Source organism: Neorhizobium tomejilense, from assembly GCF_964254135.1.
GTDB classification, from domain to species: Bacteria; Pseudomonadota; Alphaproteobacteria; order Rhizobiales; family Rhizobiaceae; genus Neorhizobium; species Neorhizobium tomejilense.
Window position 1 is genome coordinate 278,796 of sequence record NZ_CAXUSO020000002.1, and the last position, 23,223, is coordinate 302,018.

Consider the following 23,223-nt stretch of genomic DNA (forward strand, 5'->3'; position numbering starts at 1 on the left):
CGAGGGCGCCTTACCAGACGGAGTTTGAGATTGAGTGTTGCCTTCACCAAGGAAGAGAGTTCCGAAACCGCTTCGGAAACCCTGCTGCCGGATCGTCCGATTTCGCCGCATCCGAACCTTGTGACGGAGGCGGGGCTGAAGGCCTTGGAATCGCAGCTTGCGCAGGCGCGAGAGGCCTATGGCGCGGCAAGCGCGATCGAGGACGTCAATGAACGGCGGCGGCAGCAGGCAAATCCGTTGCGCGATGTGCGGTATTTTGCAGCGAGAGCTCACACAGCCCAGCTTGTTCCAGATCCGACGTCGTTCGAGAATGTCGCCTTTGGCAGCACCGTGACCTTCAGCCGCGACGATGGGCGCGTCCAGACCTACCGGATCGTCGGAGAGGATGAAGCGGACCCCAAGGCCGGATCGATTTCCTTCGTTTCGCCGGTCGCAAGGCTGCTTGTGGGCAAGGCCGTCGGAGATGTCGTCAGCGTCGGCGATCAGGAGCTGGAGATCCTCGCAATCTCCTGAAATGCTCATATAGCCGCTGTATCCGTGTTCAAACGGGTGAATGACGGGTTGAGCACGCGTCCGGCAATGGTTATCAGGTGCTGAGTGCAAACCGACCTTCAGCGAACCACAAGGCGCATCCCGGCATGACCCCAGATTTTCTCGTCACCCATTCGGGTGGCTTCCATGCCGACGAACTGCTGTCGAGCGTTGTCCTGACCCGGCTTTTCCCAAAGGCTCGGATCGTTCGCAGCCGGGCGCCCGAATGGATCACGTCCGGTGCCGACCGCATCATCTATGACGTCGGCGGCGCCTATGACGCTGCGGCGCAGGTCTTCGATCACCACCAGCGCGGCGCGCCGCTGCGCGACGATGGCCAGCCTTACAGCTCGTTCGGATTGGTCTGGAAGCACTATGGCCGTGACTACCTTGCAGCCCTGGGCCTTCCCGGGGCTCATATCGAGACTTTGCACGCTTCTTTCGATGGGAGCTTCGTGCTTCCGATCGATCTGATGGACAATGGCGCGCTCAGCCCCTCGATTGCGGGACCGCTGGCTGGGCTCACTCTGCCAGCCCTCCTGGAAACCCTGAAACCCGTGTTCGACGAAAAGGATCCGGAAGCAGAAAACCGCAGCTTTCACACGGCACTCGCCGTTGCCCGCAGTTTCGTCGAAGCACGGATTGCCCAGAGCGCTGCGAAACTGCGGGCCGAGGCGCTCGTGCACCAGGCAATCGTGGATACGGGTGAAGGGCGCATTCTGGAATTGCCGGTGGGAATGCCATTCCGCCCGGCGATCATCAAGGCAGGCGCCGATCATCTGTTGTTCGTCGTTCACCCGCGCGACAAGGACTGGTGCCTCACCACCATCCGCCGTGCGGATGAAGGTTTCGAGGTGCGCGCCGATCTGCCGGCGGCCTGGGCAGGCCTGACCGATCGGGATCTCGAGGCAGTCTGCGGCGTCGAAGGCGCCAGCTTCTGCCATAATGGGCGGTTCATCGCCGCCGCCAGGACCCGCGAGGCCGCTTTCGCCATGGCAGAGCTCGCGGTGAGGGAAGCTGTCGCCAACGGGACCAAGTAAAAGGCGTCAAGGAACGGCGGCAACCGGGGAGGTCTGTTGGGGCTGGGCTTCCGCTTTCGGCGTCAGACAGATGTGCTAGAAGAACCCATCATGAGTTCTTCGCGGCCCGCATCGGCATCCACCATCCTGCATCACAGCCTCAGGCATCTGAGGGCGTTCCTCGCGGTCGTCGATACAGGCTCTGTGACCAGGGCGGCGGAACTCTGCTTCGTCTCCCAGCCGGCGGTCACCCAGGCGCTCTCGAAGATCGAAAAGACCGCCGGCCTGCCGCTGTTTTCTCGCACGCCTCAGCGGATTTTTGCCAATGGCGCCGGCGAAATCCTGGCGCTGCGCATCAAGCGCGCCTTCGGATATCTTGATCCCGCCTTGTCGGAACTGTCGCCGCGATTGCGGGTGACGGCGACGACCGCGCAGTTGAAATCGCTGATCGCGGTCCGCGAAACCGAGAATTTTACGCTGGCCGCGAGCCGCCTGGGCCTCAGCCAGCCGGCGGTCTATCGCGCCGTCAGTCAGCTCGAGGAGGAGGCTGCGCGTCCGCTGTTCGAACGGACGTCCTATGGCATCGTCGCCACGCGTGCGGCTCATGCGCTCGCTCAGGCGGCAAGGCTCGCCTTCGTCGAGCTCGAACAGGCGGATGCCGACCTTGCGGAACTGACGGCGGCCGAGATCGGCCAGATCGTCATCGGCGCGACGCCGCTTGCAAAATCCTATGTGCTGCCGAAGGCGATCGCGGGTTTCCGCAAGATCCGGCCGAACCTGCCGATCCAGATCCAGGAGGGCCCTTACCCGGACCTGCTGGGCGCTCTCCGCCGTGGCGAGGTGGATTTCATGCTCGGTGCGCTTCGGGAGCCGGCGCCGATCGGCGATGTGGAGCAGAAGGTGCTGTTCCACGACACGGTGGTCATGGTTTCGGGGCAGGCACATCCGCTGGCCGGCCGTGAGGCGCTGACGGTCGAGGAGCTTGCCGCATTCCCCTGGGTCGTCAATCAGAGCGGCACGCCGATGCGCCGGTATTTCGACAGCGTCTTTGCCGGTTCGCCAAGCGGGTCGCCGAAGAGCATCGTCGAGACCGGCTCGCTGATCCTGATGCGCGAGCTCCTCGATTCCAGCGACCATCTCGGCTGCACGTCCCGTCTCCAGGCGGAAGCGGAGATCGCCCGCGGGCTGATGCGGGCGCTGCCTTTCGACCTCAGCCACACATCGCGGCCGATTGGAGTGACGACGAGAAGGGACTGGCTGCCGACGGCCGCGCAGCAGGCGTTCCTGGAGCTTCTGCCCACTTGGTCCGATCGACCGCTATAACCATAACTTATGAGTCCGGCAGATGAACTGATTGAGCGTGGCGACGCGGCCGGGCTAAGGTGCAAATGTGCCAGGCAGGTGGAGAGACTGGTGTTGGCACGGGGATCGCCGTGTCGAGGCCCATGGAGGTTGACGAAAAGTTGAAAGTGGTGGGACGTCGAAGTATCTCGATCCGTTGACTGACGTATCGGCAGTCAACGATATAGGCTACCGGTTTTGGCGGGCCTGGGCTGAAGTCCGCAAGGTCTCCATAAGAAAATTCTGCACTCGGAGGAGGAAATACATGCTGAACAGAAGAATGCTCATGGCAGCGGCGGGCGTAGCGCTCAGCTGCCTTGCTGCCATTCCGGCAGCCGCCCAGGAAACCATCAAGATCGGCCTCATCCTGCCGATGACCGGTCCGTTTGCATCGACCGGCCGTCAGGTTTCGGCCGGCGTCAAGACCTTCATGGCGATGAAGGGCGACACGGTCGCCGGCAAGAAGATCGAACTCGTCATTCGCGACGACGCCGGCACGGCCGACCAGACCCGCCGCATTGCCCAGGAACTGGTGGTCAACGACGGCGCCAAGGTTCTGGCAGGCTTCGGCCTGACGCCGCTCGCCATGGCGGTCGCCCCGGTTGCGACCCAGGCGAAAATCCCCTCGGTGGTCATGGCAGCCGGCACGGCTTCGATCACCAAGGCGTCGGAATACATCACCCGCACTTCGGGCACCCTGCCGCAGTATTCGCTGCCGGTCGGCACTTGGGCTGCCGCCAACAAGATCAAGAAGGTGGTGACGCTCGTTTCCGACTACGGTCCGGGCATCGATGCCGAAAAATGGTTCACCAAGGAATTCAAGGCCAAGGGCGGCGAGATCGTCGAAGCCGTCCGCGTACCGCTCGCCAACCCGGATTTCGCGCCCTTCCTGCAGCGCGTCCGTGACGCCAAGCCCGATGCCGTATTCGTCTTCCTGCCTTCGGGTGCCGGTTCGCTGTTCATGAAACAGTTCGCCGACCGTGGCCTCGCCGATGCCGGCATCAAGCTGATCGCGACCGGCGACGTCACCGACGACGATATCCTCAACTCGATGGGCAAGCCGGCAATCGGCACCATCACCGGCCATTTTTACGCGACCGCGCATGACAGCCCGGAAAACAAGGCCTATGTCGCCGCCTTCAAGAAGGCCAATGCCGACATGCGCCCGAACTTCATGTCGGTCGGCGGTTTCGACGGCATGGCGCTGATCTACGCAGCGCTCGAAAAGACCAAGGGCGATGCCACCGGCCCGGCCTTCATGGCAGCCGTCAAGGGCCTCTCCTGGACGAGCCCGCGTGGTCCCGTCTCGATCGATCCGGAAACCCGCGACATCATCCAGAACATCTACATGCGCGAGGTCAAGGACGTGAACGGCGAGCTGCAGAACGTCGAGTTCCAGACGTTCAAGGATCTCAAGGATCCGGAAAAGGCAGACGCCAAGTAAGGGCAAGGATAGCCCTCACTCCGCCTCCGCTTCGCTCGGCGCCCCCTCTCCCCGTAAACGGGGCGAGGGGGGACCGCAACCGGCGCGGCATCCCTTCTCCCCGGCTTGACGCGGAGAAGGTGCCGGCAGGCGGATGAGGGGCAGGTTCGTAACAAGAAGGTCAAGGCACTTGAGCCTCTTCGTTTTCCCGGCGACAATGCCAGGCAACATCATCGCTCGCAGCAGGGCCTCGCAGAGAAGAGTTACATGCTGACAATCCTGTTCGACGGCATCGCCTACGGCATGCTGCTTTTCATTCTGGCCTGCGGGCTGACGGTGACGCTCGGTCTGATGAACTTCATCAACCTGGCGCATGGCGCGTTTGCCATGGCCGGCGGCTACGTGACCGTGGTGATGATGAACCGCTACGGCATCTCCTTCTATTGGTGCCTGCCGGCGGCCTTCATCGTTTCGGCGCTGATAGGCCTCGTGCTGGAGCGGACGCTCTACCAGTGGCTCTACCAGGCGCCGCATCTGGACCAGGTGCTCTTCTCGATCGGCATCGTCTTCATGGCGATTGCAGCGACCGACTATTTCATGGGCGGCCAGCAGCAGCTGATCAACCTGCCGCCGGAACTCTCCGGCCGTATGGACGTGTTCGGCGTCGGCGTCGGCCGCTACCGGCTCTTCACCATCATCGTCTGCGCGGCACTTGCGCTAGCGCTGCAGCTCATCCTCTCGAAGACCCGCTTCGGCAGCCGGCTGCGCGCCGCGGTCGACGACCGGCGCGTCGCCATGGGCCTCGGCATCAACGTGCCGCTGGTTTTTGCGCTGACCTTCGCCTTCGGTTCGGGCCTTGCCGGTCTCGGCGGGGCGATGGGCGCGGAAATCCTCGGGCTTGATCCGAACTTCCCGCTGAAATTCATGATCTACTTCCTCATCGTCGTCTCCGTCGGCGGCACGTCCACCGTTTCCGGCCCGTTCCTTGCCGCCCTGCTGCTCGGCATTGCCGACGTGGCAGGCAAATATTACGTGCCGGCGATCGGTCCCTTCGTCATCTACGCGCTGATGATCGTCATGCTGATCGTACGGCCGAACGGCCTGTTCTCAAGGGGCGGCCGATGAGCGTTCTTCCGCAGGAAACCACCGTGTCCGCAAATTCCTCCACTGCTGCAGCCGAGGCCCGCGCTGCCAAGCTGATGAAGCGTAGAAGCCGCATCCGCTTCTACGAGATCATCGTCTGGATCGCGGCGATCGCCGCTTACTTCCTGCTGCCGTCGAAGATGCTGATCCTCACCGAGATCGCCATCCTGGCGCTGTTTGCGGTGTCGCTCGACCTGGTGCTCGGTTTCGCCGGCATCGTCTCACTCGGCCACACCGCCTTCTTCGGCCTCGGCGCCTATGTGGCGGGCCTGATGGCGCAGCATTATTTCGCCGAACCGGTGACCGGGCTGATCGTCGCGGGCGTCGCCTCCGGCGTGCTTGGCCTGCTCACCAGCTTCCTCATCCTGCGCGGTTCCGATCTCACCCGCCTGATGACCACGCTCGGCATCGGCCTGATGATGGCGGAAGTCGCCAACCAGATGGCCTGGCTGACCGGCGGCGCCGACGGGCTTTCCGGTTTTTCGCCGGGCCCGATCCTCGGCATGTTCGAGTTCGACCTGTTCGGCAAGGTCGGTTATCTCTATTGCGTTGGTGTTCTCTTCATCGGCACGATGATCATGCGCCGCATTGCCTTTTCGCCCTTCGGCCTGTCGCTGAAGGCGATCAAGGGCAATTCGATGCGCTCTGCCATGGTCGCCGTGCCTGGCCGCAAGCGCATCGTCACCGCCTATACGATCGCGGCGGTGTTTGCCGGCATGGCCGGGGCGCTGCTCACCCAGACGACCGCCTTCGTTTCGCCCGACGTGCTCGCCTTCCATCGCTCGGCCGACGTTCTGCTCGTGCTCGTCATCGGCGGCACGGGTTATCTCTATGGCGGCATCTTCGGCGCGATCCTGTTCACGCTGGTCAAGGACTGGCTGTCGGTGATCACGCCGCAATACTGGATGTTCTATATTGGCCTGCTGCTCGTCATCCTGGTGCTGATCGGCCGTGACCGGCTGTCGCGCTGGGTCGAATACCTGCCCGAGCGCCTCTCGAAGAAGGAGGACCGCTGATGAGCGAGATCGTTCTCGAAACCAGGCACCTGGTGCGCCGCTTCGGTGCCTTCCTCGCCACCAATGACGTTAGCCTGAAGGTGGAACGTGGCGCTCGCCATGCGCTGATCGGCCCGAACGGCGCCGGCAAGACGACGCTGATCAACCTTCTGACCGGCGTCTTGCCGCCGTCGGAAGGCCAGGTTTTCCTCGAAGGCGAGGACATCACCTCGATGGCCTCGTTCCGGCGGGTCAAGCGCGGGCTCACTCGCACCTTCCAGATCAACCAGTTGTTCAACGAGTTCACCCCGCTCGAAACCGTGACGCTGGCGATCGCCGAGCGCGAAGGCGTCGGTCACAATCTGTGGCGGTCGGTCGCCGGTTACGGCAAGGTCGTCGACGAGGCGGCAGACCTGCTGGCGCGCTTCGGCCTTGCCTCCGTGATGGGCGAGCGCACGGTGATCCTGCCCTACGGCAAGCAGCGCCTGCTTGAGATCGCGCTGGCCTTTGCGTCGAAGCCGCGCGTCCTGCTGCTCGACGAACCAGCCGCCGGCGTGCCGGAGGACGAGCGGCACGAAGTGCTGCAGATCGTCTCGGACCTTCCCGCCGACGTCACCGTGCTGCTGATCGAGCACGACATGGACCTGGTCTTCTCGTTCGCCAACCGGATTTCGGTTCTGGTGGCGGGCGCGGTCTTTGTCGAAGGAACGGTTGCGGAAATCTCCAGCGATCCGCGTGTCAAGGCCGTTTATCTTGGAGAAAACGCATGAGTCCCCCGGTTCTGGTCACCGAAAAACTGGTCGCGGGTTATGGCGAGGCAAGCGTTCTCGCCGGCATCAGCCTGACGATCGAAGAGGGCAAGACGCTGGCGTTGCTCGGCCGCAACGGCACCGGCAAGACCACTTTCGTCAATACGCTCGCCGGCGTCACCACCCATCATTCGGGCTCGATCCACCTGATGGGACGCGATGTGACGAAACTGCGCGCCGACAGGCGTGCCGCGGCAGGCATCGGCTGGGTGCCGCAGGAGCGCAATATCTTCAAGTCGCTGACCGTCGAGGAGAACATGACGGCGATCGCGCGCCCGGGCGTCTGGACGCTGGAACGGGTCTATACGATGTTTCCGCGCCTCAAGGAGCGCCGCAAGAATCTCGGCAACCAGCTCTCTGGTGGCGAACAGCAGATGCTGGCGGTCGGGCGGGCGCTGATGGTCAATCCGAAACTGCTTCTCCTCGACGAGCCGACCGAAGGCCTTGCGCCCATCATCGTCGACGAACTGCTTTCGGCGATCCAGCGCATCACCCAGGGCGAGGGCATGTCGGCCATCATCATCGAGCAGAAGGCCCGCAAGGTGCTGCCGCTTTCCGACGACGCCGTCATCCTCGATCGCGGCGCGATCGTCTACCAGGGTACCAGCGCCGACCTGCTCGCCAACGAGGATATCCTCGGAAAGCATCTGACCGTGGAGAAGGGTGCACCGCATTAGGCCGCGCGCTTATAAAGGTGGAATGACCGAGATCGGGGCGGACAACGGCCTGTCCGCTTCTGGCGATCAAAAGGGACAGGCCGGCGTCCGGCGGTATTATTTCAACGGCAGGAGCAGCTCCGCGACCGTCTCATGCTCCGGTACCTCGCGGAAGAAGGCGAGGCGTTGGCAGTAGAGAGGGAAATCCCTCGGCTCATAACCGCTTGGTTTGGGGGTTCGAGTCCCTCCGGGCCCACCATTTTCGCCTCTGCAAGGCCGACATCTGGCGCCGTCGTTGCGCGAATCCGCCCGGAATCGGCGAAAGGACTTCATTATCAGTCCCTTGGCTCGCCGGGCGAAGGACGCCGGGCGGTGATTTAGCGATTTCCAACGACTGCAGCCACCGCGAGCTCTTCCTGGCTGAGGTCCAACAGCGCCCGTGCGGCGCGCAACGCATTCATAATATCCGATGTCGAATCCATGAATTCGAGCGTGGCTTCATTTGAAAAGCGTTGTCAACAATTAGAGCAAGGATTCAGCGAAGGCATGCGAGCCAAATAACGGTCAAGGACCGAGCGAGTCCTTCAGGCGGTGCAGGAGGGGTGCCGTTTTTTCAGCTCTTGGGGCAGCCGGACTTGCTTGTCAGGGATCCGGATCGAATTGTGCCATCACGCGGGAGTGATCCGGTATCGGAACCGCTGTAGCGCTCTCTGTCGCCGGGCCCTAGGTCCCCTGGTCCCATCAACTCATTGCCCGCAGAACCGCCCTGCGGACGGGCGCACGTAAAGGAGCGGTCGTTTGGAGCGGCTGATGGGCGTCCCCCACGAGATGTTGGATCAATACGAGATCGTACGAGCGGATCGAATGTTTGTCCTTTGCGGAGGCGGGAAGAGCGCCTGTTTAGGCTCCAGCGCCGCATAGGGAGTGCAGATCACTAGGCCAACCCGTTTTAGATCCTACTGCGCCGCAGATCGAGGTCGCGGCGCCATCATCCACGATTCGATATGCTGCTTTATCCGCCCGTGTTCGAGAGGCATGCGCTGATCGTTCTTACGGTCAGTTCTCGGTTCTACTTCGGCGCGAAGCCAGGAGTGAGGCCGCGTCGCGCGGAACCGAGATGCCTCTCCCAGTCCAGTCCTTATGAAGGCGAACGCCCCCGAAAGATCGATGGGCTTTCTGACGTTGTTGCTCCATTTCGCGCATCTCGTTGCGTTTTTCTTCTCAATCGATTGTGACTTTTAGTCCGGACGTTCCGCACCCTCATAGTAGTCACCACTGTTAATGAGCCCGCGCGTCGTGGTGTTGAGCGTCGGATGATGATCGAAGGGCGAGGGCATACCGTAACGCGTCGTAGAGCCGGTATGCAGCCGATCGGTTGATCCCCACCGTTCGCCAGCGTCGGGCGGTAGGATTCCTTCGTAATACTCGCCATCTTCGGCGAAGGTACCGGTGGGGAGGAGGGTCAACGTGGCCAAGGCCACTACAGAAATCATTAGGCTTTTCATACTTGGATTCCTTTGCTCGACTGATCGGATTTAAGCGCGACCTTGCCGATCGATGTTTTGAATGAACTGGCAATTGATCAAACCGGACCTACCGCTCATCGTCGCTGATTTCGCGATTGTCACGGGTAGTCGGCTGGCGCGGATGCTCCATTACGGGATTTGTATGCGCCGTGGAGTTGATGCTGGTGGGGATCTCGTCAACGAGTATCGTGTCGTGTGTGGCAGGCGCTTGGTGGTGTTCCGCTCCATTTTCGGTCGCAGAGCTGAAAGACGGTGTGGTGGTTACCAGCGCGAGTACCAGAGCGATTTTGCGGAGGGTCATGATCTTTTTCCTTCTTTGGTTGACGAAGCTCGATTTCTGCGGGTTCGCCTGGACGTGGGACCGCATTTGGCTTCTAACCATCTGCTGCCGATTGAAGTAAATCGCAGACGAGTGTCGGTTTTTTGAGTAACGTTAGTAGTTTATGCGGAACAAAAAGAAGCTATTGAACAATTCAACTGTTTCTTTGCTCGCTAAAATATAATTCTTGGAAGATGTGGGTACTTTCGATCATGTACTATGGGTTGGTATGTGAGGCCGCTCGTGGCATTTTGGCTGTGGTTGCCACCGGCGTTTGATCGGCTCCCCATTAGTCCGTATCGCTGACTCGGCGTCCTATCAGTTGTAGGTTTCGGTTTTCGTCGAGCCGGTAGACCTCGTGCACCTCTTGCCCTGCGTCGTTATAAAACTGATGCGTGACGGTGCTTCCGATGGGAGCCTTTACCAATTTAGTCCTCGGTTGGCCCCCGTAGGTGATGCTGCCTGGGATCGGTTCGAGCGCTCCTGCAGGATGGGCGAAGCTTGCAATCGCCGACCCGATCAGGGCGGCAAAGACGCGTAGTTTCATGGTCCTTCTCCCTTTCGAGAAGAGTGAATGAGGCTGCAGCGCAACCCTAAGCCCCCTCGGATGCCGGTGCTCAGTTGCGGAGGTGAAGGATGTCGCTGCAGGCAATCTGGTCGGCGGATCGGTGGAGGCTGCGCCACTCCGTGGGAGTGCATCCCATGAAGCGCCGAAACAAGTTGCAGAAGTGCGCTTGATCGGCGAAGCCGCAGCTCAGCGAAATCTGGGCCAAGGCGTCATTCGACTGCAGCATCAGTATCTGGGACATCTCGATGCGCTTGCTCAGGATGTAGTTGTATGGAGTTTCTCCGAAACTCGCCTTGAACGAGCGTGCGAAATGGCTACCGCTCAGGCGGCAGATGCCAGCGAGTGCTTCGACCTTGATCTGACTCGAAATATTCAACTCGACATATGCGATGACGTTCCGGAACTGCCAAGGTGCGAGCCCTCCTTTGACGAGTCTGGGTTCCGCAACTGTCGTGAGTGGACGAATTCCGTCGATGAAAGGTATGGCGGGGGAGGTCTTTTGCAGCCCGGCTGTATTGACCGTGCGTGGCAAGGTCCAATTTCGACGTGTTCCCGAGAGTGAAAGAGATGACATGGCGCGGTCTCCTGATTTGGAATGCGCTGAGGCTCTCACCGACACGGGCGGTTTTCTATTATACGACCGTGTCCCCCATACCATTGGGTAGGTGTCCGCCAGGAGTCGGGCAATGGCAGAGCACTCCGCGCCTAATCAGGCAGAAGTAGCTCACGCGCCGAAGGCCACGCCGACGCCTGACGGTCCACCGAGCACGCACTCCGGCGAATGTTTTCGTTTAGTGCCAAGGATGTTGGCTAGGATGAAGCCGACGATGTCGCCGGATGCCCGCAGAGCAGGCAGAAAGGCTCTAGCTGAACACTTTCTCCAACGCTTCCTGAAGCGCCACATCGCTGAATGGCTTGAATAGGCAGGCAACCGCTCCGCCTTCAAGAAGCGGCGGTCGTTCATTTTCATCCTTATGCGCCGTGATGAATATGATTGGAATCGTTTCACCGCGTCGAAGCAGCTCTTCCTGGAGTTCGGGTCCAGACATTCCCGGCATTGCTATGTCGAGGATCAGGCAATCGGTTTTTGACATCCACTCGGATCCCAGGAACTCGATGGCCGAAGCGAAAGCTCGTACCTCAAAGCCAAATATCCGTATCAAGTCAGGGAGCGCTTCTCTGACAGACTCGTCGTCATCAACGACCGAAATGAGTGCTTTTTTCATGGATGATCGGCCTCGGCACCGGCGGCGGGGTCATCGCTTGAGGCTTGAATCGGCAATGAAAAACCGAAAATTGCGCCACCTGCAGGATTCCGCTCGGCCCAGATTGCCCCACCATGCCCCTCAATGATCGAACGGCTGACGGAGAGGCCGATCCCAGTACCGTCGAGTTTGGTCGTATGGAACTCGTCGAACAACCTTGCGATGTCAGTTGTTCCGAGACCTGCACCAGTGTCCTCCACGGTCAGGTGCACCTCTTTGGTGCCCACAGGCGCCGTGCGCACGGCGATGTTTCGCGATCCCGGAGAGACGCCGGCCATGGCATCGATCGAATTGCGTAGGAAGTTCATTATGACCTGCTGAAGTTGTACGCGATCTCCTGCGACAAGGGGCAACGCCGCCGAAAGTTCAACATCGACAGAGATCCGCCCGCGTTGCATATCGTTCGAAAGAAGGCTGATGACCTCCCGAGCCGCTTCGTTGAGGTCAACCGGTTCGACGACGGTAACGCCCCGTTTGAACAATCTCCTTAGCCTCGCAATCACTTCAGCGGCACGGTTAGCATCGCGAATTGTTCGTCTCGCCGTTTCAATCGCTCCTTGGATATTGGGCGGAGTCGCAGACAACATCCGAAGAGACGTGTTGGCATTGGTAATGATTCCGGACAGTGGCTGGTTGACCTCGTGCGCAATGGACGCCGCCATCCTTCCTAGGCTCATGACTCTGGCGACTTGCGCGAGTTCCGTGCGCAGCTTGTCCCGCGCAAGCTCGGCCACACGCTGTGCCGAGACGTCTTGGATGGCTCCGACACACTCCGTGGTGTCGTCGAAAAGCCGAACAATCCGGCCGACCACTCTGACATGTTTTACTTGGCCGCCTACAAACAGCCGGATTTCATAGTCCGGGTTGTCTCCTCCCTGCCGAACGTCGGCCATCTTTTTGGCGAGTAGGGGAAGATCCTCTTCAAAGACCCTTTCGGTAATTTTGTTGAAGTCCACCACTGTCTCCGGCTCGAAGCCAAAGATCCTGTTGAGTTCCTTGGAGAAGGTAATTTCGTCCGTATCGACTTTCCAGGAAAACGTCCCTGTTCGACTGATCCTCTGCCCTTCCGCCAACAGGACCTCGCTTCGTCGGAGCCGCTCCTCGGCGATCTTCCGGTCCGTTATGTCGGAAACGGCGCCGATGAACTCCGGATCGCTCGGATCCGATCCGATGTTTTGCAGAACGACGTAGACGTATTTAACTTTCCCGTCGGGCATGAGCAGCCGATGCTCAAGTTCCATGTCCTCGCCATCTTGCATGGCCCGCATGACCAGACTGCTTACCTGCGGCAGATCTTCTGGATGGCAACGGCCGAGCATCAAATCAACGGTGGGAATTTGTGTGGTGGGATAGCCGGCAACACGATAGGCCTCGTCGGACCAGACAATTTCCTCTGTCGCTGGCCTCCACCATACGCTTCCTGTTTCTGTCAGCCGTTGGCCCTGTGCCAGAAACGCGGCGCTGCGCCGCAAGCCCTCTTCGGCACGCTTGCGATCGTCAATGTCGGTATTGGTTCCGTACCACCGAGCAATTGAAGCGTCGTCCGCGAAGAGAGGGTTCGCTCGAAAGAGGAACCACCTGTACTCCCCGTCCCATCGGCGTAGGCGGGCCTCGGCCTCGCCTGCTCGTCCCGATGCCAACATTTCGATCCATACCGCCTTCAGACTTTCCGCGTCATCGGGGTGAAGGGCAGCGGCCCATCCCCATCCGGAAGCCTGCTCGGTCGTCACTCCGAGGTATGACAGGAAATGCCCATTGAAAAAATCCGCGGTGCCATCTGGAAGAGTGGACCACGCCATTACCGGGATAGCGTCGACAATCCTGTTGTGAGCCTTTACGGCCGCTCCTGAAGCATCCAAACCAAGCCGAAGTACTTCGCTCAGAACGCCGGCGACCTGATTGGCGGCTACATGAAGTACGAGTCTGTCCTGCTCGCTCGGAAAGGAGGTCTGTCGCGACCCCGCCACGAGCACGCCGATGGAACGGTGGATGCCGAGGTACTGCTGTACGGTAACGTATTCGGCGTTGTCACTCCGTAGATTGGCAAACTGCGGCCACTCGGAGCCCACGTCGCCCAATCCTTGGGAGAGAAAGGCGCCCAGTTCCGCAGCATGGCTGAAGCCTTCGCCGGCGGGGATCCGAGCGATCTCGACGGTCGGCTGGCCGTTCCCCGGTGTTATTCTTAGGAACAGAAAATCAACATCAAGTATCTCGGCCAAGGCGTTCAGGAGGGAATTGCCGATGTCAGCGGCGCTCTCCCCTGTCCAGGTTTCCGGAAGAGTTGTGATCGTCAGCAAATTTTCCATGCAGCGTCGGAGTGTGTCGTTCTCCGACGCCGCTTTAAGCAAGTCGGACATGTCAGCCAGCAGCTTCCGGCTGCCGCCCCTTTGAAGTGCGCCTGTTGCGCAACCAATTCACCAATTGAGCCGGTCGAATGTGAAACCGATTTTCCGGTACTATGTGGCCAGTGGCCACGAGCGGCCGCGTCCCTGTGACCCCTGGAGCAGTTTTACCGCCAAACGTGATCGTGGCTTTGAAGTCGAGCAGACCAGTTTCGAGCGTTGAATCCGTGCCAACCCTGTCGCAATCAGGGCGAGACCGATGGGGTCGATATGGGGTGGGACTGATTGGCGGAAGCACATTTCGATAGCGCCCGCGGACGTATCTGGGACGTCTCAGTTGCGAACCCGTCAAGTGGATGGTTTCAGATCGCTCGTTCGTTATGAAGTACCATCTCGACAAGGACTACCCAATTTGTTGGAGTATAACTGCTGATCATCCATCGCCACGCGTTGGGCGCGAAGGCCCGTCGCGCACGATCATGTACCATGCGCGGCGGTCGGCCTATTGTACTATGGTGTTGGTGTCGCTTTAGAGAAGCCCGCGTCGGCGGCTCATGAAACCGCCTCGCTACTTGCGTGATATGCAGAGCAGTTCCACTTCGACACCCAAGAACCTATCCACGCTTTATCCGCGGACGGAGCGAAACGCACTACGTAGCTCTTCGCAGAATACCTTCGTCTGTTCCCAGGCGGCGAAGTGCCCGCCCTTGGCGAGCTTGTTGAAATGGATCAGCTTCGGATATGCCCGCTCCGTCCAACTTTTCGGCGCCGCGTATATCTCGTCTGGAAAGACGCTGACGGCGACCGGTATCTTGACGTTCTTGACCGCAAAGAAATCGAGCTTGTTCTCCCAGTAGAGACGAGCGGATGAGACGGCAGTGTTCGTCAGCCAGTACAGCGTGACGTTGTCGAGGATGTCGTCCCGTGTCAGCCCTTCGGACTTGCCGTCGAACACGCGCGCTATCAACTCGTAGCTCCGGATGTCATGGTCGATCATCCATGCCGCAAGCCCGACGGGAGAGTCCGCGATCCCGACAAGGGTCTGGGGCCGGTTCGCCATCTCGATCGCATAACCCAAACCGTGCTTGTAGAAGTCGTCGAGCTGATTGAAGGCATGATCCTCGTCAGGAGACAGATCAGCGGGTTTCGTGCCACCCGGACGGAGCGCGACAGCGATGTCGTCTGGAACGGTGGCTGGCATGTTGACATGGATGCCGAGCAGCTGCGGGGGCGCTATCAATGCCATCTGCTCCGTCACGGCGTCGCCCCAGTCTCCGCCCTGCGCCACGTATCTCGCATAGCCCAGGCGGTTCATCAGCTCGATCCACGCCTGCGCGATGCGGATGGGATCCCACCCCTTTTCTTCGGGCTTTCCGGAGAATCCGTAGCCGGGGATGGAGGGGATCACTACGTCGAAGGCATCGGAAGCCGAGCCGCCGTGTGCCGTAGGGTTGGTCAGCGGCTCGATGATCTTCATCTGCTCGATGATTGATCCAGGCCAGCCGTGAGTCACAATGATCGGCAGGGCACCGTCGTGTCTCGATTTGACATGAATGAAGTGGACATCGACGCCGTCGATCCTCGTGGTGAACTGGGGTAGCGCGTTAAGTCTGGCCTCGACCTTTCTCCAGTCGTGGTTCTCCGCCCAGTACTTGGCCAGTTTTTTGATTGTGGAAGATTGGACGCCCTGCGAGCTGTCATCGACGATCTCGCGTTCCGGGAACCGCGTAGACCTGATGCGGCGGCGGAGCTCGTCGAGCTGGGCGTCAGTCGCCTTGAACGTGAAAGGGTGGATTTCGCCACCGTCGCCCTTGGCCATGGCGACCGCTCGTTGTCCGGCGCCGAGCGCTCCAGCAGCAGCGGCGGTGAGCAACAGAGTTCGACGGGTGACTGATGGTGAGATTGGTGACATGGCGCGCTCCTTCGTGTGAACCTAGACGCGTCGGAGCCTTCCACTGGATCGTCGATCGATCTATTGCACCAAGGTGTCGCCGACACCATTGGATCCGTTCTTGTATATTTACTTGGCGGGCAAAGCCTTGGATGAGTTTATCCGCCGATAGAAAGCCGTGGAGCAGGGGAATGGATCGGATCGACGCAATGAGGGTCTTCGTCACGGCCGTCGACGAGGGGAGCCTTGCCGCCGCCGCGCGCAGGCTGAAGAGGTCCCCGACGGCGGTCAGCAGGGCCGTGAGCCTGCTCGAGCAGCATGTCGGCGTCGAATTGTTACACCGCACCACGAGGAACCTGAAGCTGAGCGAAGCCGGTCAGCGATATTTTGAAGCGTGCCGGCGGGTGCTTATTGATCTGGAAGAGGCTGACATCATCGCCGGAGCGGAACGGTCCTCACCTCGAGGTAATCTGACCGTCTCAGCTCCGCCGATCCTTGGGGAGGAGGTTCTTCGGCCGATCCTCGATAATTTTCTTCGGGAGCATCCGAGTGTTTCAGTTCGGCTTCTGATGCTGGACCGGTTCGTCAACATGGTCGATGAAGGAGTCGATGTCGCTTTGCGCATCGGCGATCTGACCGATTCGACACATATCTCGACCCGCATCGGAGGGGATGTCAGGCGGGTCGTGGTCGCCTCTCCGGGATATCTTTCAAGCAATCCGGTGATCGACGAGCCGTCCGACCTGTCCAAACATCAGATCATCGCTTTCTCCAATTTCGGCCTTGATTCCTGGAGCTTCACACCCGCTCGAGGATCGTCGATTCCGAGAACCGTGCACTTCTTGCCACGCTATGTGGTCAACAGTGTGCGGGCAGCGGCGTCGTCCGCGGCGGGGGGCATGGGCGTTACCCGGCTCTATTCCTATCATGTGGCGGACCTGGTTCGAGATGGTCGGCTACAGGTCGTACTTGCGGCGGACGAACCCGCCGCACTTCCGGTCCACCTCCTGGCGCCGCGTGGACGAAATGCCGTTCCGAAAGTACGAGCCTTTCTCGACTTTGCTGTGCCGCGGCTGCGAGTAGAACTGGCACGCATCGCAATGCAGAGTGGTTCTCTACCATGATTGTGCCGCTTGGCGGTGGAGTATCGTGCGGATTTTGAGAATTCTCCCGATCAGCGGAAGCATCTAAATCAGGTCTACCGACGCAAAGGCGCGGACACGGCCCGAACGGTGGCCGGTGCACTTGAAAGGATGCTAATCATGAGCAATCAACAGAAGGTCGCCATCATCACCGGTGCCTCGCAGGGCATCGGAGAAGCGCTGGTACACGCCTATCGGGATCGGGGCTATAGGGTGGTCGCCACCTCCAGGTCGATCAGGCAAGGATCCGACCTCGGGGTAGGTGCGGTCCCCGGCGACATCGCCAGATCGGAGACCGCAGAGCGCGTCGTACGCGAGGCGATTGATCGCTTCGGCCGTATCGACACACTAGTGAATAATGCCGGCGTGTTCGTTGCGAAGCCGTTCGTCGATTTCACGCAGGAGGACTTCGACCACAATTTCGGGGTCAACATCTCCGGCTTTTTCCACATCACCCAACGCGCCGCCAAAACCATGCTTGCGCAGGGTTCCGGCCACATCGTCAACATCACCACGAGTCTCGTGAACCAGCCGATTGCTGGCGTACCCGCGGCCCTTGCGTCGCTCACCAAGGGTGGCCTCAGTGCCGTCACGAAAGAACTGGCGATCGAATTCGCAAAATCCGGCGTCCGAGTAAACGCTGTCTCGCCGGGGATCATCAAGACTCCGATGAACCCGCCGGAAACATACGAGGCGATGTCGGCGCTCCACCCGGTCGGACGTATGGGTGACATACGCGATATCGTGGACGCAGTGATCTACCTCGAAGGCGCAAACTTCATTACCGGCGAAATCCTTCATGTTGACGGCGGGCAGAGCGCTGGTCGCTGGTAGCAAGGTCGGGGCGCCGGTCTGATCCGACCGGCACCTTTCACACATTGCGGTCGCAGGCCACCGGCGAAGCCGACATCCGCACCGTCAACCGAAAGAAAGGAAAGATCATGCCAATTGTCACCGTACAGGTTACGCGGGAGGGGACGACGCCCGGCCGTTCATCCGTGTCTGCCGAAGAAAAGGCCGCTATCATCGCAGGCGTCAGCAACGTCATGCTCGACGTCCTGAACAAGCCGCTTGAGTCGACCTATGTCGTAATCGAGGAGGTTGAGCTCGAGAACTGGGGATGGGGCGGCCTTCCCACGGCGGAATATCGGAAGCTTCTCTCCAAGGCCTCGGGTAATGGGACCCGCTCAGCCAAATGACTGGCTCAGGATGGCAGCGCGCTCCCGGACTGCTCGGCGACCATGTATTCCGCATACCAGTCGGGCCAAGTCTGACTGTGGTCGCCACCCGTTCGCTTTTCATGCTCTCCATGGGCTGAGGCAGCCCGTCGAAGGGCCGCGGCGAGATCCTTCGCTGAAGCGAAGGTAGCACCGTCAGCGTCTATGCGGCCAGGTAGCCGTGTGGTGACTTCCTGAAAGATCCAGCCGTTTCCGTCCGGATCGCTAAAGGATGCGAACGAGCCGTAGCTAGCACGGGTGGGATGAGGGCCGGCGGACCGCCCTTCTTGGCCGTTGTGGTGAAAGACACCGCCGACATCGTGGAAGATGCTGCTTATCTCGGCTCCGCGCCCGGTGAGCGCGCCATGGGCAGCCTCGATGTCCGATACGATGAGATGGAGCCCTTGTGCCGAGCCCGGCGCGGCTGACGTGATGTTCTTCCCGAAGATGACGGAGCAGGGCGAGCCGGGCGGCGTCACCTGCACGACGCGGAAGTCATCCGTGCCGGAGACGTCAGCGTCGAGCCGCCATCCGAGCCCGGTGTAGAAGGATTTTGCTCGATCTACATCGGAGACAGGAATGACCACAACTTCGAGCTTCATGTCGATATCATGCAGTACGGCGACCTTGGGATGTTTGGTTTCCTGGACAGTCATTTTTCGCTCTCTCTTGGCTGAACCATCGTCTGGGTGTTCGCCCGACGATGTGACTGCGCAGGGCCTCAGTCCATTGTGCAAAGGTGTCGGTTAGCCGAGGCATGGTCGCCATTCACCCAAAGGTATCGCCGATACCATCGTGCAATAGCGTCCGAGCCGGTGCAGGACGATCCCTATGGCACATCCAGATCAACTTGATCCTAACGGAGAACGTCATGTCAGACGAAGTAACAGTGACAACAGCCCCGTCGCCGACCCGGCGGGAATTCGTCGCCGCCACCGCCGCGACAGCCGCCCTTAGTCTTTTGCCTCGGAAGGTGCGCGCTGCTGACGCCGGCGATACAGTTCGGCCCTTCAAGGCCGCCATTCCCCAAAAGGAGGTCGACGAACTTCGTCGCCGCGTACGCGCCACTCGCTGGCCGGGGAAGGAAACCGTCGCAGATCGGTCGCAGGGAGCTCAACTTCACAAGCTGAAACCGCTCATCGAATACTGGGGGACTGAATACGACTGGCGCAAGGGTGAGAAGAAGCTGAACTCCTACCCGCAGTTCATGACGAAGATCGACGGCCTCGATATCCACTTCATCCATGTAAAGTCGAAGCACGAAAACGCGCTACCGCTGGTCATAACTCATGGGTGGCCGGGTTCCGTGCTTGAGCTGATCAAGACGATCGGGCCTCTCACCGATCCGACGGCTCACGGCGGCACCGCCGATGAGGCCTTCCATGTCGTGATCCCCTCCATGCCTGGATACGGATTTTCCGAGGTCCCGACTGAGACCGGATGGGGTCCTGACCGCATAGGGCGGGCTTGGCATGTTCTTATGAAGCGGCTCGGCTACAACCGCTACGTCTCGCAGGGCGGCGACTGGGGCGCCGTGGTGTCCGACAAGATGGCCGCCCAGGCGCCGGAAGGGCTGCTTGGCATACACACGAACATGCCGGCGACCGTTCCGCCCGATATCGCCAAGGCGCTTGCCAATGGCGAACCGGCCCCGGCCGGCCTGTCTGCAGACGAGAAGGCTGCCTATGAGCAGATGAACGCGCTCTATACGAAGGGAGCGGGCTACGCTCTCATGATGGTCACGCGACCGCAGACCTTGGGCTACGCGTTGACGGATTCTCCCGTCGGTCTCGCCGCCTGGTACTATGACAAGTTCGCGGATTGGACCTACAGTGGCGGCGATCCGGAGAAATCCCTGACGAGGGACGAGATGCTGGACGACATCTCGCTCTATTGGTTCACCGGAACCGCGACGTCCGGCGCGCGCCTCTATTGGGAAAACAACGCCAACAACTTCAACGCGGTCGACATCTCGATCCCGGCGGCGATCACGGTTTTCCCCGGCGAAATCTACCAGGCGCCGAAAAGCTGGGCCGAGAAGGCTTACCACAATCTCATCTACTACAACAAAGTCGACAAAGGCGGCCACTTCGCCGCCTGGGAAGAGCCGAGCCTCTTCACTTCGGAACTGCGTGCGGCCTTCAGGACGCTGCGTTGACCATCTCTGCGGTTGCTGCATCAGCAAGGAGTAAACACATGAACAACTTCCCAAAAGGTACCGCGCTGATCACCGGCGCATCGTCGGGCATCGGGGCGCTCTATGCCGACAGGCTGGCCCGTCGCGGATACGACCTCATACTCGTTGCGCGAAGCCAGGATTCGCTCACCAGGGTAAGCAAGGTGATTGCAAATGCGACCGGGCGAAGCGTGACCACGGTGCGGGCGGATCTAGGTCAGCGGGAGGATCTCCTGAAAATCGAGGGAATCCTTCGACGCGACCCGTCGATCACGATGCTTGTCAACAATGCTGGCGTCGGAGCGGTCGAGCCGCTCCTGATGTCCGACGTTGAGGACATGGAACGAATGATCAAAGTCAACGTCACGGCCCTGACCCGGTTGGTTTACGCCGCGGCGCCATCCTTTGTCGCGCGAGGGCACGGGACTATCGTCAACATGGCCTCCGCTCTGGGTATCGCACCAGAAATTCTCAACGGCGTCTACGGCGCGACGAAAGCATTCGTCATCGCTCTGACGTTCTCCCTTCAGAAGGAACTGGCGGATAAGAACGTTCGAATCCAGGCGATTCTTCCGGGTGCCGTCGAGACTCCCTTCTGGGAAGCCTCTGGGGGCTCTCTCGATCGTCTTCCCAGCCAGATGGTCATGAAGGCGGAGGACGCGGTCGACGCCGCTTTGGCTGGTCTCGACATGGGCGAGCTGATCACCCTCCCGTCCGTGCCGGACGCAAACGACTGGGACACCTACGAGGCCGCCAGGCAGAAGCTGATGCCTAACCTTTCCCGGAACATTCCGGCGCCGCGGTATCGGACGCCGGCGCCAGCGTAGCGGACAGTTCGGCGCGACCACCTGGCATCTCGCCTGTCGCCTGTACCCACCTGCGACGCCGATCCCTATCAACAGGCAATGGGAAGCGAAAACAATGAGTCAGCCTGATCTGCTTAGCCGGTTTCCTCGGGTGCGCCTGATAGCGGGACCGACGCCGATCCAACGATTGGATCGTCTCGAACAACTGCTTGGAGATCGACGAGCAGGCGTCTCGATCTGGGCAAAGCGAGACGACTTCATGGAGTTGGGCGGCGGTGGCAACAAGCTCCGGAAGCTTGAGTTCCTGGTTGGACAGGCCAAATCCGAAGGGTGCGACACGGTGATTGCTATCGGCGGGGTTCAGTCGAATTTCGCTCGGTTAGCCGCCGCGGCCTGCGCGAAGACCGGGTTGGCATGCGAGTTGGTTCTTGCGCAAATGGTCCCCCGCGACAGCTCGATTTATCAGGGCAACGGCAATGTCCTCCTGGATCGGTTGTTTGGCGCACGTGTCCATATCCTTGCCAAGGGCGAAGACGCTTCAAAGTTCGCCACTGATAGAGCGTCCGAGATCACCGCGGCTGGGAGAAAGGCATTTATGGCTACCCTCGGAGGTTCGACTCCGACCGGATGTCTTGGCTATGTCGATTGCGCTTTTGAGATTGCGTTGCAGTCAGCCGAGTTGGGATTGGACTTCGATCAGATAATCATTCCGAACGGCAGTGGCGGGATGCACGCAGGCCTCGCTGCCGGAATGGTGGTCGCCGGCAAGGATCCTTCCCGGATAAGGGCGTACACCGTCCTTTCGGCCGAAAATGCGTCCCTCCTGGCAACGGTCGACAAGACCAATGTCGTCCTCGCGCTTCTTTCGAAGAGCGAGCGAGTAGGCCCGAAGGATTTGGAAATCAGCGGCACCCAACTCGGTGATGGGTATGGCGCTCCAACGCCGGACATGGTCGAGGCAGTCGCCATTGTGGGTCGGTCGGAAGGCCTGCTTCTTGACCCTGTCTATGGGGGGAAGGCGTTCGCCGGTCTGCTTTCCGACATCCAGAACGGCACCATCTCGCCAGGAACAAATGTCCTGTTTGTCATGACCGGAGGTTCCCCTGGGCTCTATGCGTACGCGGATGCCCTGAACAGCAATTGATCCTTAGAACGGGGGTCAGGAACACAAACAACAACATGAGGATAAAAATGGCTCTGAAACCAAAGATCGCAGTCATCGTCGGCTCGACCCGTCCGACCCGCTTCGCCGACAGACCAGCGCAGTGGATATTGAAACAGGCGCAGGCGCGCGATGATATGGAAGCCGAACTGGTCGACCTGCGCGACCATCCACTGCCTTTCTTCGACGAGGTGGCCTCGAATGCCTGGGCGCCCAGCCAGAACCCGGAAGCGGTGCGCTGGCAGCAGACCGTAGGCCGCTATGATGGCTACATCTTCGTCGTGGCAGAATACAATCGCTCCGTCACCGGAGTGCTGAAGAACGCCCTCGATCAGTCTTACACGGAATGGGGCCGCAAACCTTTTACCGCCATCGCCTACGGCAGCGCCGGTGGATCCCGTGCGCTCGAACACCTGCGCGGGATCGGCGTGGAACTGCAGATGGTCTCGACTCATGCCGCTGTTCATATCGGCGGCGGGGACTTCTTCGCGATCTCTCCGATGGGAGGGAATAAGGCAATTGAAGAGATCGAAGCGAATCTTTTGCCTTCAGCCAAAACTGCCCTGGATGAATTGGTCTGGTGGGCGAAGGCAACCATGGCGGCTAAAGCAGCAGAAATCTGAGTGGTGGAGACGCTGCTATCCAGGATATACTTGGCGCTTTCGAATTGTCACTTGTTGGGGAATCTCAGCCGGCTCTGAAGGGCAAAGCCTCTGGCGAGCGGAAGCCGTCTTGCCAGAGGTGCTGTAACCCAACTGTCTGGCCCTCGGCCGACGGGACTGTGCAGACGCGCTGCCGCGACAAGATCCAAACCTCTCTGGATGAAAAGGTTGCGGTGATAGTCAAATTTCTACGTTTCCCTCAGCGCAATTTCTTTCGCTCGATTTGCTTC

At 60.2% G+C, this 23,223-nt stretch carries 23 protein-coding genes and 1 pseudogene; 16 read left to right on the forward strand and 8 right to left on the reverse strand.

The window, feature by feature from the left end:
• Positions 1 to 30 precede the first annotated feature (30 nt).
• The 8 genes from greA (at position 31) to ACSQ3G_RS24150 (ending at position 7,938) form a co-directional block, all read left to right on the forward strand.
• Positions 31 to 513: a transcription elongation factor GreA gene (gene greA / locus ACSQ3G_RS24115; RefSeq protein ID WP_436111995.1), complete on the forward strand. Its 483-nt coding sequence runs from the start codon at positions 31 to 33 to the stop codon at positions 511 to 513.
• 125 nt (positions 514 to 638) lie between these two features.
• The gene (locus ACSQ3G_RS24120) at positions 639 to 1,571 is read left to right on the forward strand and encodes an MYG1 family protein (protein WP_436111996.1); all 933 of its coding nucleotides are present in this window, start codon (positions 639 to 641) and stop codon (positions 1,569 to 1,571) included.
• Between the two features lie 90 nt (positions 1,572 to 1,661).
• Complete coding sequence (locus tag ACSQ3G_RS24125; RefSeq protein WP_436111997.1) at positions 1,662 to 2,873, forward strand: LysR family transcriptional regulator; 1,212 nt, start codon at positions 1,662 to 1,664, stop codon at positions 2,871 to 2,873.
• A 283-nt stretch (positions 2,874 to 3,156) separates the two neighbouring features.
• The gene (locus ACSQ3G_RS24130; RefSeq protein ID WP_436111998.1) at positions 3,157 to 4,335 is read left to right on the forward strand and encodes an ABC transporter substrate-binding protein; all 1,179 of its coding nucleotides are present in this window, start codon (positions 3,157 to 3,159) and stop codon (positions 4,333 to 4,335) included.
• Between the two features lie 246 nt (positions 4,336 to 4,581).
• The gene (locus tag ACSQ3G_RS24135) at positions 4,582 to 5,439 is read left to right on the forward strand and encodes a branched-chain amino acid ABC transporter permease (protein WP_046605043.1); all 858 of its coding nucleotides are present in this window, start codon (positions 4,582 to 4,584) and stop codon (positions 5,437 to 5,439) included.
• On the forward strand, positions 5,436 to 6,473 hold the full coding sequence (locus tag ACSQ3G_RS24140; protein WP_105420841.1) for a branched-chain amino acid ABC transporter permease: 1,038 nt from the start codon (positions 5,436 to 5,438) through the stop codon (positions 6,471 to 6,473). The genes ACSQ3G_RS24135 and ACSQ3G_RS24140 overlap by 4 nt, the downstream gene beginning before the upstream one ends.
• Positions 6,473 to 7,222, forward strand: coding sequence for an ABC transporter ATP-binding protein (locus ACSQ3G_RS24145; RefSeq protein WP_105401501.1), 750 nt, complete (start codon positions 6,473 to 6,475; stop codon positions 7,220 to 7,222). Before ACSQ3G_RS24140 ends, ACSQ3G_RS24145 begins: the two co-directional genes overlap by 1 nt.
• Complete coding sequence (locus ACSQ3G_RS24150; protein WP_436111999.1) at positions 7,219 to 7,938, forward strand: ABC transporter ATP-binding protein; 720 nt, start codon at positions 7,219 to 7,221, stop codon at positions 7,936 to 7,938. Before ACSQ3G_RS24145 ends, ACSQ3G_RS24150 begins: the two co-directional genes overlap by 4 nt.
• A gap of 96 nt (positions 7,939 to 8,034) precedes the next feature.
• Here ACSQ3G_RS24150 and ACSQ3G_RS24155 read toward each other — a convergent pair.
• A pseudogene (locus ACSQ3G_RS24155) lies at positions 8,035 to 8,142 on the reverse strand (AraC family transcriptional regulator); the annotation flags it as partial.
• 1,013 nt (positions 8,143 to 9,155) lie between these two features.
• Complete coding sequence (locus ACSQ3G_RS24160) at positions 9,156 to 9,422, reverse strand: hypothetical protein (RefSeq protein WP_436112000.1); 267 nt, start codon at positions 9,420 to 9,422, stop codon at positions 9,156 to 9,158.
• 61 nt (positions 9,423 to 9,483) lie between these two features.
• On the opposite strand from ACSQ3G_RS24160, the gene ACSQ3G_RS24165 reads away from it, so the two are divergent.
• Positions 9,484 to 9,870: a hypothetical protein gene (locus ACSQ3G_RS24165; protein WP_436112001.1), complete on the forward strand. Its 387-nt coding sequence runs from the start codon at positions 9,484 to 9,486 to the stop codon at positions 9,868 to 9,870.
• Between the two features lie 181 nt (positions 9,871 to 10,051).
• Here ACSQ3G_RS24165 and ACSQ3G_RS24170 read toward each other — a convergent pair whose 3' ends face one another.
• From ACSQ3G_RS24170 to ACSQ3G_RS24190, 5 genes are all read right to left on the reverse strand, one after another.
• A complete protein-coding gene (locus tag ACSQ3G_RS24170) occupies positions 10,052 to 10,309 on the reverse strand; it encodes a hypothetical protein (RefSeq protein ID WP_436112002.1) in 258 nt (85 codons plus the stop codon).
• Between the two features lie 70 nt (positions 10,310 to 10,379).
• Positions 10,380 to 10,904 carry a helix-turn-helix domain-containing protein gene (locus ACSQ3G_RS24175; RefSeq protein WP_436112003.1) on the reverse strand — a complete coding sequence of 175 codons (525 nt, stop codon included), beginning with the start codon at positions 10,902 to 10,904 and terminating at the stop codon, positions 10,380 to 10,382.
• Positions 10,905 to 11,193: 289 nt separating this feature from the next.
• Complete coding sequence (locus tag ACSQ3G_RS24180; protein WP_105401495.1) at positions 11,194 to 11,556, reverse strand: response regulator; 363 nt, start codon at positions 11,554 to 11,556, stop codon at positions 11,194 to 11,196.
• Complete coding sequence (locus tag ACSQ3G_RS24185; RefSeq protein ID WP_436112004.1) at positions 11,553 to 13,952, reverse strand: PAS domain-containing protein; 2,400 nt, start codon at positions 13,950 to 13,952, stop codon at positions 11,553 to 11,555. Before ACSQ3G_RS24185 ends, ACSQ3G_RS24180 begins: the two co-directional genes overlap by 4 nt.
• Positions 13,953 to 14,562: 610 nt before the next feature.
• The gene (locus ACSQ3G_RS24190) at positions 14,563 to 15,849 is read right to left on the reverse strand and encodes an epoxide hydrolase family protein (protein ID WP_436112005.1); all 1,287 of its coding nucleotides are present in this window, start codon (positions 15,847 to 15,849) and stop codon (positions 14,563 to 14,565) included.
• 170 nt (positions 15,850 to 16,019) lie between these two features.
• Here ACSQ3G_RS24190 and ACSQ3G_RS24195 point away from each other — a divergent pair, with 170 nt between their 5' ends.
• The 3 genes from ACSQ3G_RS24195 to ACSQ3G_RS24205 all read left to right on the forward strand — a co-directional run bounded on the left by ACSQ3G_RS24195 (position 16,020) and on the right by ACSQ3G_RS24205 (position 18,169).
• Complete coding sequence (locus ACSQ3G_RS24195; protein WP_436112006.1) at positions 16,020 to 16,952, forward strand: LysR family transcriptional regulator; 933 nt, start codon at positions 16,020 to 16,022, stop codon at positions 16,950 to 16,952.
• A 138-nt stretch (positions 16,953 to 17,090) separates the two neighbouring features.
• Complete coding sequence (locus tag ACSQ3G_RS24200; protein ID WP_105401491.1) at positions 17,091 to 17,804, forward strand: SDR family NAD(P)-dependent oxidoreductase; 714 nt, start codon at positions 17,091 to 17,093, stop codon at positions 17,802 to 17,804.
• 107 nt (positions 17,805 to 17,911) lie between these two features.
• Positions 17,912 to 18,169 (forward strand): tautomerase family protein, encoded by a 258-nt coding sequence (locus ACSQ3G_RS24205; protein ID WP_105401490.1) that lies wholly within the window; start codon positions 17,912 to 17,914, stop codon positions 18,167 to 18,169.
• Positions 18,170 to 18,174: 5 nt separating this feature from the next.
• On the opposite strand, the gene ACSQ3G_RS24210 is transcribed toward ACSQ3G_RS24205, so the two are convergent.
• Positions 18,175 to 18,843, reverse strand: coding sequence for a VOC family protein (locus ACSQ3G_RS24210; protein ID WP_436112007.1), 669 nt, complete (start codon positions 18,841 to 18,843; stop codon positions 18,175 to 18,177).
• Positions 18,844 to 19,058: 215 nt separating this feature from the next.
• Between ACSQ3G_RS24210 and ACSQ3G_RS24215 the strand changes: the two genes are divergently transcribed.
• From ACSQ3G_RS24215 to ACSQ3G_RS24230, 4 genes are all read left to right on the forward strand, one after another.
• Positions 19,059 to 20,345, forward strand: a complete 1,287-nt coding sequence (locus ACSQ3G_RS24215) for an epoxide hydrolase family protein (protein WP_105401488.1) — start codon at positions 19,059 to 19,061, stop codon at positions 20,343 to 20,345.
• Positions 20,346 to 20,383: 38 nt separating this feature from the next.
• On the forward strand, positions 20,384 to 21,190 hold the full coding sequence (locus tag ACSQ3G_RS24220) for an SDR family NAD(P)-dependent oxidoreductase (RefSeq protein ID WP_105401487.1): 807 nt from the start codon (positions 20,384 to 20,386) through the stop codon (positions 21,188 to 21,190).
• A 94-nt stretch (positions 21,191 to 21,284) separates the two neighbouring features.
• Complete coding sequence (locus ACSQ3G_RS24225; RefSeq protein ID WP_436112008.1) at positions 21,285 to 22,313, forward strand: D-cysteine desulfhydrase family protein; 1,029 nt, start codon at positions 21,285 to 21,287, stop codon at positions 22,311 to 22,313.
• A gap of 47 nt (positions 22,314 to 22,360) precedes the next feature.
• On the forward strand, positions 22,361 to 22,954 hold the full coding sequence (locus ACSQ3G_RS24230; RefSeq protein WP_436112009.1) for an NADPH-dependent FMN reductase: 594 nt from the start codon (positions 22,361 to 22,363) through the stop codon (positions 22,952 to 22,954).
• Positions 22,955 to 23,223: the final 269 nt, after the last annotated feature.